The organism is Rhizobium leguminosarum bv. trifolii WSM2297 (assembly GCF_000271845.1).
On record NZ_JH719394.1, the window covers coordinates 231639 to 246001 of the forward strand.

Consider the following 14363-nt stretch of genomic DNA (forward strand, 5'->3'; position numbering starts at 1 on the left):
CCTATGCTACCTCCTCCGCCGTATCAGGGCATCGACTGCGGCAACGCCATGCCCTTCGGGAAGAACCATCAACGGATTAATGTCCAGTTCCTCCAGGCGCGCAGCGTTCATTACGACATAATCTGCCGCTGCTGCGATAGCGGCGACCGCGGCTTCGAGGTCGCCTTTCGGTCGCCCACGATAGCCATAGATCAATTTTGCCAGTCTAAGACGCGAAATCGCCACATGAATCTCGGTTTTCGTCGCCGGAAGCGGCAGGATGACGGAATCTTCAAGCAATTCAACGAAGATTCCGCCCGCGCCCAAGGTGAGCGACAATCCGAAGACAGGGTCGCGGACAGCGCCGACGATCAACTCCGCGACCGGCGGATCGATCATCTTCTCGACGAGATAACCGCCATTCGACGTCATTGCCGCAGCCGCCTTCGACACCGCCTCAATATCCCTGAGGTTGAGTGCGACGGCGCCGACCTCAGTCTTATGCGCGATACCGAGGCCCTTCAACACGACGGGGAAACCGAGCCGTTCCGCCTGATCTGCGGCTTCACGGGGAGAAAAAGCCTGCAGCCCCCAGGGAACGGGGAGGCCGCAGGAAGCAAGCTCGGTCTTCGCATCAGCTTCCGTCAGCGTCTCGATCTCGCCATCCATGAACGGCACGTCGAGCAGCGGCAGGGGAGGCGGGGCTTGCCAAGCTTGGCCGATGCCGGCGGCGACTTCCGCTGCGGTGATGGCTTCGTCGATGCCCGAGAAGGCGACGATGCCATTGGCCATCAGCCGATCGGCGATCGACTCCGGCATGTTCTCAGGAAGGGTCGCGAGAAGGCCGGCCAGCGCACCGGTGGCAGAGGCCGCGGCGATGACCGCATCTGCCGTCATCGCCCATTCCGACGCATCGCAGCGGTCGCCACGCGGAAAGTCGAGGACGACGAGATTGAGGGCGCACCCACCTTCGAACATGGCGCTGAAGGCTTCGGTCTGGCGGGCGAAATCCCCCCAGACGAAGGTGTGGTAGTCGAGCGGATTGGAGAGCGTCACCATCTCGCCGAGGACCCGCCGTAGACGCGGCAACTGTTGCGGTTGCAGCGCAGGGAATTCGACATTGCGGCCGACGGCGGCATCCGCCATCAGCGAAGCCTCGCCCCCGGAGCAGCTCATCGACGAGATCGAACGGTTTGCGAGCGGGCCGGCCACATGCAGCAGCTTCAGGGTTTCCAGCAGCGCCGGCAGGGTCTCGACACGGCCGAGGCCAAGTCGGGCAAGCACGGCGTCCGCCACGGCATCGCTGCCGGCAAGCGAGGCGGTGTGTGACACCGCCGCGCGTCTTGCCTGCTCGGATCTACCGACCTTCAGCACGACCACAGGCTTCTTCGACCGGCGGGCAGCCGTGGCAAGGCGTTCGAGTGCGGCGAGATCGCCGAACCCTTCGACATGAAGGCCAATTGCAGTGACGCGGCGGTCGTCGATCAGGGCGCAGGCGACATCGGCAAGCGATGTCTGCGCCTGGTTGCCTGCCGTGACCATATAGGCGATCGGCAGCCCGCGGGTCTGCATGGTCAGGTTGATGGCGATATTGGAGGACTGCGTGAGGATCGCGACGCCACGGTCGATACGCTCCATGCCGTGCTGGTCGGGCCACAACAGCGCGCCGTCGAGACCATTGATCAGCCCGTAGCAATTGGGGCCGAGGATCGGCATGTCGCCGGCTGCCGAAAGCAGGGCCTGCTGCAGGTCGGCGCCGTTGGCGAGTTCCGCCGTCGCCTCGCTGAAGCCCGATGCATAACAGACCGCCCCGCCGGCACCAGCCGCGGAAAGGCTGCGCACGATGTCGACGGTCAGCGTCCTGTTGACGCCGACGAAGGCGGCGTCCGGCGCCGAAGGCAGATCGGACACGGAGCGATAACACGGCCGCCCCAGCACCTCGTCGAGTTTGGGATGGACGGGCCAAATCTCGCCTGAAAAACCCATGCGGTCGCATTGCTCGATCACCCTGCGCGCCTCGCGGCCGCCGAAGACGGCGATCGTTTGCGGTCTGAGCAGGCGGTCGAGCGGGCGAGAGGTCATCGGCTCACGCTCCCAGAGGCCGAAGCAGGTCGCGGCTGATGATATGCCGCTGAATTTCGGAGGTGCCGTCCCAGATGCGCTCGACGCGCGCGTCGCGCCAGAAGCGGGCGAGCGGAAGGTCGTCCATCAGTCCCATGCCGCCGAAGATCTGGATCGCCTCGTCGGTGACGCGGGCGAGCATTTCCGAGGCATAGAGCTTGGCCGAAGCGATCTGCCGGTCTGCGGGAAGGCCGGCATCGAGCCGCCAGGCGGCTGAAAGCGTCAGCCATTCGGCCGCGTCGATTTCGGTGATCATATCGGCAAGCTTGAACGATACGCCCTGATTGGCGCCGATCGGTCTGCCGAACTGCTTGCGTTCGGCGGCATAGGGCAGGGCCATCTCGAACACCCGCCGCGCCCGGCCGACGCAGGTGGCCGCAACCGTCAGCCGCGTGCCGTAGAGCCATTGATTGGCAATATCGAAGCCGCGATGCACTTCGCCCAGCACCTGGGCTTCAGGTATCCGGCAATCTTCGAAGCTCAGCGTGCAATTGTGGTAGCCACGATGCGAAACGGAATCATAGCCCTTGTGGATCTCGAAGCCCGGCGTGCCGCGATCGACGAGAAAGGCGGTGATCCTCTTCTTGATGCCTTTCGGCGTTTCCTCCTCGCCCGTCGCGGCAAAGACGATGACGAAATCGGCGACGTCGGCATGGGAGATGAAATGTTTCGTGCCGTTGAGCACGAAGTCGCCGCCATCGCGGCGGGCAGCACACTTCATGCCGCGCATGTCCGAACCTGCGTCCGGCTCAGTGATGGCAAGCGCGTCAATCTTCTCGCCGCGCACCGCCGGCAGGAGATAGCGCTCGCGCTGCTCACCCTCGCAAGCCATCAGGATGCCCGAGGGCCGGCCGAAGAAGAACGTCAGCCCGAGCGAGCCGCGTCCGAGCTCTCGTTCAACCAGCGTGAAGGTAACGTGGTCGAGGCCGGCGCCGCCGACCTCCTCGGGGAAATTGCAGGCGTAGAATCCAAGATCAATGCATTTGCGCTGGATCTCGCGTCCGAGCTCCGGCGGCACGATGCCGCTGCGCTCGACCGCATTTTCATGCGGATAAATCTCGGTTTCGACGAAAGCGCGAACCGTCTCGACGATCATTTCCTGTTCTTGGCTGAGACCGAAATTCATGCCGATCCTCCTATCGCCTCTGACCGACGTGACGGCCGACACCTTCGGGCACGGGCAATTTTGCGTGCATTCCAGCAATCGCCGTGACCCTGTCGAGAACAGCGGCCGGCGCCGGCACGACTTTTCCCGCCTTGCTGTCGACGTGCAGCAACATATGCTCGGCGGTCGCGAGAACCTCACCCGTCGCCGTGTCGGCCAGTGTGTGGAAGACATGCAGCCGCTTCTCGTCAATGGACAGAATCTGGCAGGCCGAATGGATCGCCTGGCCAAGCTTTGCCTCGCCGAGATGGCGGATGTGGGTTTCTACCGTGTAGTAGCTTTGTCCCGCCTCGACATAGGCGAGATCGACGCCAATGAGGCGCAGCAGCGCATCTGATGTATCGCCGAAAACCTGCAGGTAGCGGTGTTCGGTCATGTGGCCGTTATAGTCGACCCAGGCGGGACCCACCTTGGTTTCGACGAGCCTGAGCGGCTTTGACGGGTCGAACGACGTGGTCGCCCCGCCGCCCTGCGCCCAGAGCGATTGCTCGAACTCCTTCAGCAGCTTGCCAGCGCCCCAGCCCTTGCCGCTATCGCCGCCCTTCAGCGCCTGCAGGATGCCGACGAGGTTTTCGTCGCGAATGCGTTCGAGCTCCCGGATCGAGAGGCCGGCTGCCTGTTCGTCGGATTGCCCGCCGATCTTTTCGATCAGCGCGTCGTCGAGATAGACGACATCGGTGAGCTTGGTCCATGGCCAAGCGAGGCAGGGACCGAACTGGGCGAGGAAGTGGCGCATCCCGGCCTCGCCGCCGGCGATGCGGTAGGTCTGGAACAGGCCCATCTGCGCCCAACGCAGGCCGAAGGAGTAACGGATGACGTCATCGAGCGTCTCGACGGTGCAGATATCGTCATGGATCAGCCACAGCGCCTCGCGCCAGAGCGCTTCGAGCAGCCGGTCGCCGACGAAGGCCTCGATCTCCTTGGCGATGTGGACGCCCTTCATGCCGATCGGCGGCAATCTTTCCGTCGCAGCGCTGATGGTCGCCGCCGAGGTTTTTGCACCGCCGACGATTTCGACGAGCGGCAGCAGATAGACGGGATTATAGGGATGGGCGACGAAGAGCCGTTCGGGATGTCTCATGTCGCGCTGCAGATCGGTCGGCAGCAGCCCCGACGTGGAAGAGCCGATCAGGGCATCCGGGCGGGACGCGGCATCGATCTCGGTCAGCACGCGACGCTTGAGGTCGAGCCTTTCCGGCACGCTTTCCTGGATCCAGTCGGCATCCGTGACGGCTTCTTCAAGCGTCGTGCAGAAGCGAAGCCTGCCCTGCGGTGGCAGCGGCGCGCCGGTCAGCATGGCATAGGCTTGTTGGGCATTGGCGATCACCTCGCCGACGATGCGGCCGGCTTCCGGATGCGGATCGAACACATCGACGTCGATGCCGGCGAGCAGAAAACGGGCGATCCATCCGCCGCCGATGACGCCGCCGCCGATGCAAGCCGCCTTGTTGATCTTGGTCATGCCAGCCTCAACGCTTCGTCAGTTTAAGTTTCTTGCGGACGTCTTCCGGACCGATGACCCGCGCGCCCATGCCTTCGACCACCTGCACGGCCTTTTCGACGAGCTGCGCATTGGTGGCGAGCTGGCCCTTGCCGACGAAGAGGTTGTCCTCAAGGCCGACGCGCACATTGCCGCCGCCGAGAACCGCTGCAGCCGGATAAGCCATGGCATTGCGGCCGATCGAAAAGGCCGAGAAGGTCCAGCTTTCGGGCAGGTTGTTGACCATCGCCATGAAGGTGTTGAGATCGTCGGGCGCGCCCCACGGAATACCCATGCAAAGCTGGATCAGCACCGGGTCTTCGATCAGTCCCTCTTCGGCAAGCTGCTTGGCGAACCACAGATGGCCGGTGTCGAAGGCCTCGATCTCCGGCCGCACGCCGAGATCCGTCATCTTCTTCGCCATCGCCCGCAGCATGGCCGGCGTGTTGGTCATGACATAGTCGCCGAGGTTGAAGTTCATCGTGCCGCAGTCGAGCGTGCAGATCTCGGGCAGGCATTCGGCGACATGGCTGACGCGCTCGCTGGCGCCTGCCATGTCGGTGCCTTTCGGATTGAGGGGAAGGGGGCTTTCGACATCACCGAAGATCAGGTCCCCGCCCATACCGGCGGTAAGATTGAGGACGACGTCGATATCCGCCGAGCGAATGCGGTCGGTGACTTCCCTGTAAAGATCGTTGCGGCGGCTGGCGGCCCCCGTTTCGGGATCGCGGACATGGCAGTGAACAACGGCCGCCCCAGCCCTGGCGGCGTCGATCGCGGAGTCCGCGATCTGCTTGGGAGTGATGGGAACATGGCTGGATTTGGAAACCGTATCGCCGGCGCCGGTAACAGCACAGGTGATGAAAACATCGCGATTCATCGCTAGAGGCATGATTTTGTTCTCCCCATCTTGTCTCCCATTACGCGACAGGATTAGCGGAGATGCTTTGCATTCTCGGAAGTCATTGATACATTATCGGAACGGGAGGAGGTGACCTTGCTGCAGCGATCAACGGAACCGCTCGATATCGATCTTCTCGTCCTGCCGGAGACGAACCTGATCCTGATCGCCTCGGTCATCGAGCCGCTGCGCGGCGCCAATCGCATCGCAGGCAGCGAACTCTATCGCTGGCGGCTGCTGACGCCGGACGGGGCGCCGATCCAGACCACCAGCCAAATCGCCATTCCGGCCGACGGAACCTTCCGGGTGACGAGCGAGGAGACGCCGCTTTTCGTGCTGGCCAGTTACAACTGGCGCCGCAGCGCGACGCCGGCGCTGAAGATGCAGCTCTCGCAGACCGCCCGCCACCGCACGATCATTGCCGGCATCGAGTCCGGCACATGGCTGCTGGCCGAAGCAAGCCTGCTCGACGGACTGCCGGCGACCGTCCACTGGGAGGATTACGAGGATTTTGCGCTTGCCTATCCCGAGGTCAGGGCCGTCAAGGACCGTTTCGTCATCGATGGCAAGCGGCTGACGACCTCAGGTTCGCTTCCGACCGTGGATCTGATGCTTGAAATAATCCGGCAGCGGCAAGGCTACTCCCTGGCCCTGGAAGTCAGCCGGCTGTTCCGTTACGAGCAGCCTTCCTTCCATGCCGATGAGCCGCTGTCGGCAGCCCCGGCGGGATTGCGCATGCATGACCCGCGCGTGACTCAGGCGGTGCGGCTGATGGAAGACCATATCGAGCAGCCTCTGGTTTTGGCGCGGATCGCTCGCAGGGTGGGCGTCAGCGCCCGGCATCTGCAGGATCTCTTCCAGCAGAGCATCGGCGCGCCGCCGCATGTGCATTATCTCGCGCTGCGTCTGAACACAGCGCGCCGCAAAGTGATCGAGACGACAGCCTCCTTCGCCGACATCGCGGCGGCAACCGGCTTCAATTCGGCCTCGGCCTTTGCGAGAAGCTACCGGGCAAGTTTCTCCGAGAGCCCTTCCGAGACCCGGCGCCGCTTGCGCCGCCGCATCACGCCATCGGCAGCGCCGACGTAGGCTGGAACGCGTCCCGGACCATCTCGGCGAGCTCGCGGATGGCTTCGGTGGAACGGTAAGTGCTGCGGCGGAGCACGACCTTCGAGGAATCGACCGGCGGGAAACCGTCTTCGGCAGTCAGCTCCCGGCAGCCGGGCGGGATGCTGCTGCGGGAAAGCGTGGTGACGGCTAGGCCGGCGATCAGCGCGTTCTTCAGCCCCGACCCAGTGTCGGCGATGAAAGCGATCCGGTAATTGCGGCCGATCTGCTCCAGCGATCGAAGCGCAAAGTCGCGGGACCAGGTGGAGTTGCGATAGGTCGCGATCGGAAGCGGATCGAGGTCGTGCAGCCGATGGACCAACGATGTGACCCAGACTGTGGGATCGACGCAGATGACTTCGCCTTTCGTCTCGTCGCTCCAGTCGAAAACGACGGCCAGATCGAGCTCGTCCCGCTCCAGGGCGGCAAGGTTGCGTGATGTGTAATCGCAGGAGACGGTGACCTCGACCGCCGGGTGGCGTACGGCGAAAGCTGCAAGGGCAGCCGGCAGCACCGTCTGGCTATATTCCTCTGGAATGCCGATCCGCACCGGTCCGTCGAGCGGTTTGCTGCGGATCGTCGCGGCGGCTTCGTTGAGGAGGTCGATGACCCTGCGGGCGTATGGCACAAGCTGGATGCCCGGGCGCGTGAGTTGCACACCGCGGGCGCCACGCTCGAAGAGGGCTTCGCCGATCGTCTGCTCGAGCCTCTTGATCTGGGTGCTGACCGCTGATTGCGTCCGGCCAATGCGCTGGGCAGCCGCAGAGAAATTCGATGTCTCGGCGACGACCAGGAAGGTCCTCAGCAGGTCGCTCTCGATTGGTTCATGCATGAGGCAGCCATAGAAAAAATCGATGAGAGCTATCTCTACTATTCGTTTGTCTTATGTCAATTCCCGGCGCAGAAATGGGCGGCGTTCGACTTCCTTCTTTGAGACTATCAGCGTGACCATTGAAAATCCGACCACGCGCCTCGCAGGCAGCGAGCACGAGAAGGGTGTGCTTCTCATCGTTGCCGCGACGCTTGCCTGGAGTGCGAGTGGCGTCTATTCGCGGCTGCTCACGACCGACGTATGGACGGCGATCGCCTGGCGGTCGTTGTTCGGAGGCCTGTTCCTGCTGATCCCCTGCCTTTTCCTCGAAGGGGGCATCTCGCGGCGGCAATGGCGTTCCGTCTTCCATCCGTCGGGCCTGGCGATGATCGCATGCCAGACTTTCAGTCAGGGATGCTTCATCGGCTCGCTTTACATGACCACCGTCGCCAATGTGACGATGATCTATGCGACCACGCCGTTCATCGCGGCCCTGTTCGGCTGGATCATTCTGAAGGAAAGAGTTGCCCGGCGGACTCTGATCGCCGGCGGCGTCTCGTTCTGCGGCGTTGCGGTTATCGTCGCCTCGTCGATCGGCGGCGGTACCGGTTGGGGCGACCTGCTGGCGCTCGGCATGACCGCCTCCTTCGCACTCGTCATCATCATTCCGCGCATCAGTCCCGGCGTGCCGAGCCTGCCGCCGACCGTCGTCAGCGCTTTTCTGACCCTCGTCATCTTCGCGCCGTTCGGTTCGGTCGGCTCGCTCGACCTGCACAACTGGATCGTTCTTGCCGCCTTCGGCGCCACCAATTTTTCGCTGGCGCTTGTGCTCTTCCTCGCCGGGGCAAAGCGGATGCCGCCGGCCGAGGCAGCGCTGATCGGCACGATGGAAATCGTGCTGACACCTCTGTGGGTCTGGCTGCTGTTTTCCGAGCAGCCGCCTGTCGCCACGTATTTCGGCGGCGCGATCATCCTCGGCGCCGTGTTCTGGCACACGGCAATCGACTTCAACCGCAGCCAGCGGTTACGCGACGGCTAGAGCCAACTTTCTTTAGCCTCGATTAGCCAAAGAACGCGCGAAGCTGAGCGAAAAATCCGCTTGGTTTGGGATCCGCTATCTTACGCACGCGGCGAGCTACTGTTGCCGCGCTGACGCGTTCACCAAAATGGCAGAAGCAAACAAGCTCGTGCAATTGCCCGTCGCTGAGTTCGAAGAATCGTTTGGCTTCTCCGTAGCTGTCATCTTCCATTCCTGCCGCCCGCAGAATGGGATCAGCGAATGCAACAGAGATCGGAGTGTCGTCATCGCGCATGGCAAAACGATCTGCGATCGGCTGATACTCCGTTTCGTGAAGCGTCTTAAGAAACGGCTTGGGGCTGCGTTCGAGACTTTCTGCCCACCGTTCAATCCGTTCGCGCCGTGTTAATTCAAGGCGCTTGCAGGTCGTGCTGACCTTCGCAATCGTTTTCAACTGCTCCAGTGCATACTGTTCCATTTCGGCCTCCTATCTTCGAGAAAAATAGATGGTCCGCTCCCAAGAATAGCGTCGCTCAGGTCGCAGCCGATGTCCAATCACGATTGGAAACGGCATTTGGTTGGACAGATGCGATCACGGCGCGACAACCGGCGGAGGAATCCTGCCGTGCTCAAGCCATTTGATGGAGGCCTGCAATCAAATCTTTTGAACCGATCCGGAAAACCGCCCTATTCCGGGGATCAACTCATACCTGCCGGCGGCATGCTATCGGCGTTTTCCGACTGTCGTCTTTGAGTTGCACCCATGTCGTTTTTTCGGGCGCTGTTTTCCGCCGGGCATGGTTTGCTTATGGCGTTCAAGGTGCCCGTCACTGGCGACAGAACCGTTGGAAGGCCGACCGAAGATTCCAAGATGAATCGAAAGGAGGTTCCGGAGCCCGGAAACCAGCTCTTGCGCAGCAAATCGGCGGATTGCGACGGCGATGACGAGCGGAACGACAGGCCAGACCTATCGTCTTCACTCTTCCCCTCCATCCAATCTGTCCCCGCCTATTTGCAAAATTTGAATATCGCCGGATGCGGCGTTGTGAATACCGGGCTGCAGAGGAGGCAGGCCGGAGGGAAAGTTGCCATCGATTGCATCGGTTGCTGATCGAGGCGTTCAACGAATGGGAGGAATCCATGAGCAAGAATAGAGGCGTCGTTTATCTGAGGCCGGGCAAAGTCGAAGTTCGCGACATCGACGATCCGAAGCTGGAAGCGCCCGACGGTCGCCGCATCGAGCACGGCGTCATTCTGAAGGTGATCTCGACCAATATCTGCGGCTCCGACCAGCATATGGTCCGCGGCCGCACGACGGCGATGCCGGGTCTGGTCCTCGGTCATGAAATCACCGGCGAGATCATCGAGAAAGGCGTCGACGTCGAGATGCTCGACATCGGCGATATCGTCTCGGTGCCGTTCAATGTCGCCTGCGGCCGTTGCCGCTGCTGCAAATCCCAGGACACCGGCGTCTGCCTGACGGTAAACCCGGCCCGCGCCGGTGGCGCCTATGGCTATGTCGACATGGGCGGCTGGATCGGTGGACAGGCGCGTTACGTCACCATTCCCTATGCAGACTTCAACCTGCTGAAAATTCCCGATCGCGACAAGGCGATGGCGAAGATCCGCGATCTCACCATGCTCTCCGACATTCTGCCCACCGGCTTCCACGGCGCGGTGCGTGCAGGCGTCGGGGTCGGATCGACCGTCTACATCGCAGGCGCCGGCCCGGTCGGGCTTGCGGCTGCCGCTTCGGCTCGTATCCTCGGCGCGGCCGTCGTCATGATCGGTGACTTCAACAAGGATCGCCTGGCGCATGCGGCCAAGGTCGGTTTCGAACCGATCGATCTCTCGAAGAGCGATCGTCTCGGCGACATGATCGCCCAGGTGGTCGGCACCAATGAGGTGGACAGCGCCATCGATGCGGTCGGCTTCGAGGCGCGTGGCCATTCCGGCGGAGAACAGCCGGCCATCGTACTCAATCAGATGATGGAAATCACCCGCGCCGCGGGCTCGATCGGTATTCCCGGCCTTTATGTCACCGAGGATCCGGGCGCCGTCGACAATGCCGCCAAACACGGCAATCTGTCACTCCGCTTCGGCCTCGGCTGGGCCAAGGCCCAGTCCTTCCACACCGGCCAGACGCCGGTGCTCAAATACAATCGGCAGCTTATGCAGGCGATCCTGCACGACCGGCTGCCGATTGCCGATATTGTCAATGCCAAGGTCATCCCGCTCGACGATGCCGCTGCCGGCTATGAGAGCTTCGACCATGGCGCCGCGACTAAATATGTCCTCGATCCGCATGGAGATGTCACGAAAGCCGCCTAGCGGCAAGGACTGAAGACCAGATTTGCAGCGCCGCGTGTCTTTTCAGACGCGCGGCGCTGTAACATTTTGAATCTCTTAATCAAGAGAAGTCGCCGGCAAAACTACTGGATGCTGAACGGGAAATATTTTGCGTTGATCATGTCATAGGTCCCGTCCGCCTTGATGCTCTCCAACGCTTCGTTCAAGTGCGTAAGACGCTCCTTGTCATCCAGGCGCAGCGCGATGCCGGCACCTTCACCGAAGTATGTGATATCGACCAGATCCGGTCCTTTGAACTCGCAGCAGGTTCCCGCCTTGGTGTTGGCGATCCAGTCGTATATGGCGAGTTTGTCCTCCAGGATGATATCGACGCTGCCGTCCGACAACCCCTTGTACAATTCAGGCGAAGACCGGAAGACCTTCTTTTTCATCTCCGGATAGAGATGGTTGGCGTAGGATTCCTGCGCCGTCGACGACGTAACCCCGAGTATCTTGCCGCTGAGGCCAGCGGGGCTGACATCACTGATCGGCGAATCCTTCCGAGCGATGAACACGGAGGGGCTGTTGTAGTATTTTTCGGTGAAGGCAACCTTTTGGCGGCGCTCGAGGCTCATCGACATGGAGGAGATGATCGCGTCGTATTTATCGCCGACGAGATCGGGGATCATGTCGTCCCACTTCTCGATGATGAATTGGCATTCGAATTTGCCGACTTCGCAAAGCGCATTGGCAATATCGATGTCGAAGCCCTGAAGCTTGTTGTTTGCGTCGAGATAATTGAAGGGCGGAAATGCGCCTTCGACGGCAATGCGCATCGGCGTGCGATCTTGCGCGGCCACCTGGATTGGCGAGGCCGCGGCCAATACCATACCCAAGCCCCCCGCCATCAGCACTCCGCGCAACATAGTCTGAAGGGATATGCGCAGCATCGTCGGGAGCTCCTTGGGCCGTATTCGATCTCGCCCATAGTGCGCCGTAGCTTTTAATTCTACGTGAACGCTTCTTTGTTAGCGTCGACGCATGCGCCCGTATCGTGGTGTTCAGGGGTCCAGGCTTGCACATCGTCGTTCCTTCCAGCTCCAATACGTTTCAGCAATCCTGGATCGCCTCGGGAAGAATTCTCTTTCTGATCGCCGTCAGCGGGCTTGGAGCGATTGGACTGGTCGTGCTTTCGGCGCTCTGGGCAGGAACCGAGAGCGACGCTGCCGCACTTGATCGCCAGCGCCATCTCGTGAATGCGCGCCTGCGGGAGCAGGTCGATCAAGTCGCGCATGTTATCGGCCAGTTCGGCAACGGCTACCTCACACGGGTCTATCCTGCCGCCCGGTCAACCGGCGGTTCTTCCAGCCTCGATGCCGTCCTGACGGCGGCAGCCGGCAGTGCGATCAGCCAGACCGCAATGTCCGCCTTCGGCTACGACCAGGCTTTCGTCGTCGACGAGAAGGCCCAACTGCTCATGCTGGCGGACGCCCAGACGGAAAAGCGTTATCGCTGGATGAAGCCTCTGTTTTTGCCTCTCCTTCAGGATGCCCGCCTGGGGGGCAGACAAGGGACGACGTCAGAACGAACGCCGTCGTCGATGGAAAGCCGCCTTGCAAGCGCAGCCGGCTCCAACCGTGCGTTGGCCAATCTGATGCGGCTCGAAGGTCGCCCGACGATCGTCGGCGTCGTCGCCATCAACGACAGCGGTCAGGGACGGCGGCAGCCGATGCGGCAATTCCTGATCGTCGTTCGGTTTATCGATGGTGCGGCGCTCGACGAGCTGAGCCGACAACAGGGGCTCAACGGCGCACGCTTCGCGCGCACCGCCGATGCCGACGAGAACGAGGTTGCGTTTCAGATCGATGCGACGGCAAACGGTGAACCGATCGGTTTCATCGTCTGGCGGCCGGACCTTCCGGGTTCGAGGGTCATCGGCCGTTTGATGCCGGCGCTGTCGATCGCGGCCCTGGTGATCGCAGTCCTGTTCTCGGTTCTGCTGGTGCGCCTCAGAAGCAGTCTCGGCGAGTTGAAGAAAAGCGAACTGCATGCACGACAGCTTGCCTTGCACGATGTGCTGACCGACCTTCCCAATCGCGCCTTGTTCGCGATGCGGTTCGACGAGTGCCTGGCCGAGACGCGGAATTCGGCCGAGCGCTCGGCCGTTGCGCTTCTCGACCTCGACCGCTTTAAAGCCGTGAACGACACGTTCGGCCACGCAGCCGGCGATGAACTCATCAGGATGGCTGCGGAGCGGATCCGCTCCATCCTGCGCCCAGGCGACACGCTTGCCCGGCTCGGAGGGGACGAATTTGCCCTGCTTCTGAGGGACATTAAAGCTCATGATCAAGTTTTGCCGGCGATATGCGAAGCGATCGTTGCCGAACTTGGCAAGCCCTTCCCGCTTTTGCGCGGCGAGGCAGTCGCCCGCGTCGGCGGCTCGATCGGCGTGACCGTCGTCCCGGATGCCGGCCGGAATGCCGACGACATCATGCGTTACGCCGATGTCGCGCTCTACGAGGCAAAGATGGGCGGGAGAGGTCAATGGCGCCTCTATTCACCGTCCATGGACGGCGGCAGGAACGCGCGCGACATTCTCAAGAACGAATTGCGCGAAGTTCTAGCCAAAGGCGCGGCTTCACCCGCTGGCCCACAGTCGGATCCCATTGCAGCCAGGCCGGACTTCGGATCGCTCGAGGTCTATTACCAGACGGTGCACCGCGCCGAGGGCGGATACGCCGCGTCGGGTGCGGAGGCTCTCGTGCGCTGGCGTCACAGCCAGCGCGGGTTGTTGACGCCCGCCAGCTTCATCCCTGTCGCCGAGGAAGGCGGTCTCATCGACGCTCTCGGTTTCTGGGTACTGCGCGAAGCCTGCCGAACCGCCTGCAAATGGCCTGAGCATACGTTTGTTGCGGTCAACGTGTCTCCCGCCCAGTTGAGACGGCCGAATTTTGCCGAGGAAGTCTTCGCCGTGCTTGAAGAGAGCGGACTGCCGCCATCCCGGCTCGAGCTCGAGCTTACCGAGTCCTCGCTCATCGAGGACAACTCGGACGTCTATTCGGTGCTGAAGTCGCTGCGCAGCCAAGGAGTTCAGATTTCGCTCGATGATTTCGGAACGGGCTTTTCATGCCTCAGCCACCTGATGCGCTTCGACATCGACCGCATCAAGATTGATCGCTCGTTCGTCTCGCTGCTCGGCACAAAAGCCAACGGGGCAGCGATCATCGGCGCCATCGTCGCACTCAGCCGGAACCTCGGTATCTCGACGACGGCGGAAGGGGTTGAAACCGAATATCAACGCGACTTCCTGGCCGCCCTCGGCTGCACCGACCTTCAAGGTTATTTCTTCTCCAAGCCGGTTCCGCTGCGCGAACTTGATTGTTTCCGCGAGCCTGAGAGCGCCGGCGGATTGCTGACGACCGCTTCAGGCGCCGTCGCCTGAGGGCTTCCGATCTTCCACGGGTCACGGGAACTTTCGCCGCGGGCGGCGGT

General features: G+C 62.0%; 12 protein-coding genes. 5 read left to right on the forward strand and 7 right to left on the reverse strand.

Annotation, left to right across the window (positions count from 1 at the left end):
• Positions 1–6: 6 nt before the first annotated feature.
• From RLEG4DRAFT_RS15040 to RLEG4DRAFT_RS15055, 4 genes are read right to left on the reverse strand one after another with little or no spacing between them, the layout of a single operon-like run.
• On the reverse strand, positions 7–2061 hold the full coding sequence (locus tag RLEG4DRAFT_RS15040; protein WP_003577817.1) for an acetate--CoA ligase family protein: 2055 nt from the start codon (positions 2059–2061) through the stop codon (positions 7–9).
• Positions 2062–2065: 4 nt separating this feature from the next.
• A complete protein-coding gene (locus RLEG4DRAFT_RS15045; RefSeq protein ID WP_003577818.1) occupies positions 2066–3226 on the reverse strand; it encodes an acyl-CoA dehydrogenase family protein in 1161 nt (386 codons plus the stop codon).
• Positions 3227–3236: 10 nt separating this feature from the next.
• Positions 3237–4727 carry a carnitine 3-dehydrogenase gene (locus RLEG4DRAFT_RS15050; protein WP_003577819.1) on the reverse strand — a complete coding sequence of 497 codons (1491 nt, stop codon included), beginning with the start codon at positions 4725–4727 and terminating at the stop codon, positions 3237–3239.
• A 7-nt stretch (positions 4728–4734) separates the two neighbouring features.
• Positions 4735–5637 (reverse strand): 3-keto-5-aminohexanoate cleavage protein, encoded by a 903-nt coding sequence (locus RLEG4DRAFT_RS15055; RefSeq protein ID WP_003577820.1) that lies wholly within the window; start codon positions 5635–5637, stop codon positions 4735–4737.
• Positions 5638–5742: 105 nt separating this feature from the next.
• Between RLEG4DRAFT_RS15055 and RLEG4DRAFT_RS15060 the strand changes: the two genes are divergently transcribed.
• Positions 5743–6735: a GlxA family transcriptional regulator gene (locus tag RLEG4DRAFT_RS15060; RefSeq protein ID WP_003577821.1), complete on the forward strand. Its 993-nt coding sequence runs from the start codon at positions 5743–5745 to the stop codon at positions 6733–6735.
• Here RLEG4DRAFT_RS15060 and RLEG4DRAFT_RS15065 read toward each other — a convergent pair.
• Entirely contained in the window at positions 6710–7585 is an 876-nt protein-coding gene (locus RLEG4DRAFT_RS15065; RefSeq protein WP_003577822.1) for a LysR substrate-binding domain-containing protein, read from the reverse strand. The genes RLEG4DRAFT_RS15060 and RLEG4DRAFT_RS15065 overlap by 26 nt on opposite strands.
• Before the next feature lie 112 nt (positions 7586–7697).
• Here RLEG4DRAFT_RS15065 and RLEG4DRAFT_RS15070 point away from each other — a divergent pair, with 112 nt between their 5' ends.
• Entirely contained in the window at positions 7698–8603 is a 906-nt protein-coding gene (locus RLEG4DRAFT_RS15070) for a DMT family transporter (protein ID WP_003577824.1), read from the forward strand.
• A 22-nt stretch (positions 8604–8625) separates the two neighbouring features.
• Here the strand turns inward: RLEG4DRAFT_RS15070 and RLEG4DRAFT_RS15075 are convergent, their stop codons facing one another.
• On the reverse strand, positions 8626–9060 hold the full coding sequence (locus RLEG4DRAFT_RS15075) for a hypothetical protein (protein WP_003577826.1): 435 nt from the start codon (positions 9058–9060) through the stop codon (positions 8626–8628).
• Positions 9061–9345: 285 nt separating this feature from the next.
• Between RLEG4DRAFT_RS15075 and RLEG4DRAFT_RS15080 the strand changes: the two genes are divergently transcribed.
• Positions 9346–9693 carry a hypothetical protein gene (locus RLEG4DRAFT_RS15080; protein ID WP_003577827.1) on the forward strand — a complete coding sequence of 116 codons (348 nt, stop codon included), beginning with the start codon at positions 9346–9348 and terminating at the stop codon, positions 9691–9693.
• 29 nt (positions 9694–9722) lie between these two features.
• Positions 9723–10913 carry a formaldehyde dehydrogenase, glutathione-independent gene (fdhA, locus tag RLEG4DRAFT_RS15085; protein ID WP_003577829.1) on the forward strand — a complete coding sequence of 397 codons (1191 nt, stop codon included), beginning with the start codon at positions 9723–9725 and terminating at the stop codon, positions 10911–10913.
• Between the two features lie 101 nt (positions 10914–11014).
• On the opposite strand, the gene RLEG4DRAFT_RS15090 is transcribed toward fdhA, so the two are convergent.
• Positions 11015–11821, reverse strand: coding sequence for a transporter substrate-binding domain-containing protein (locus RLEG4DRAFT_RS15090; protein ID WP_003577832.1), 807 nt, complete (start codon positions 11819–11821; stop codon positions 11015–11017).
• Positions 11822–11925: 104 nt separating this feature from the next.
• Between RLEG4DRAFT_RS15090 and RLEG4DRAFT_RS15095 the strand changes: the two genes are divergently transcribed.
• The gene (locus tag RLEG4DRAFT_RS15095; protein WP_171898204.1) at positions 11926–14313 is read left to right on the forward strand and encodes a putative bifunctional diguanylate cyclase/phosphodiesterase; all 2388 of its coding nucleotides are present in this window, start codon (positions 11926–11928) and stop codon (positions 14311–14313) included.
• Positions 14314–14363: the final 50 nt, after the last annotated feature.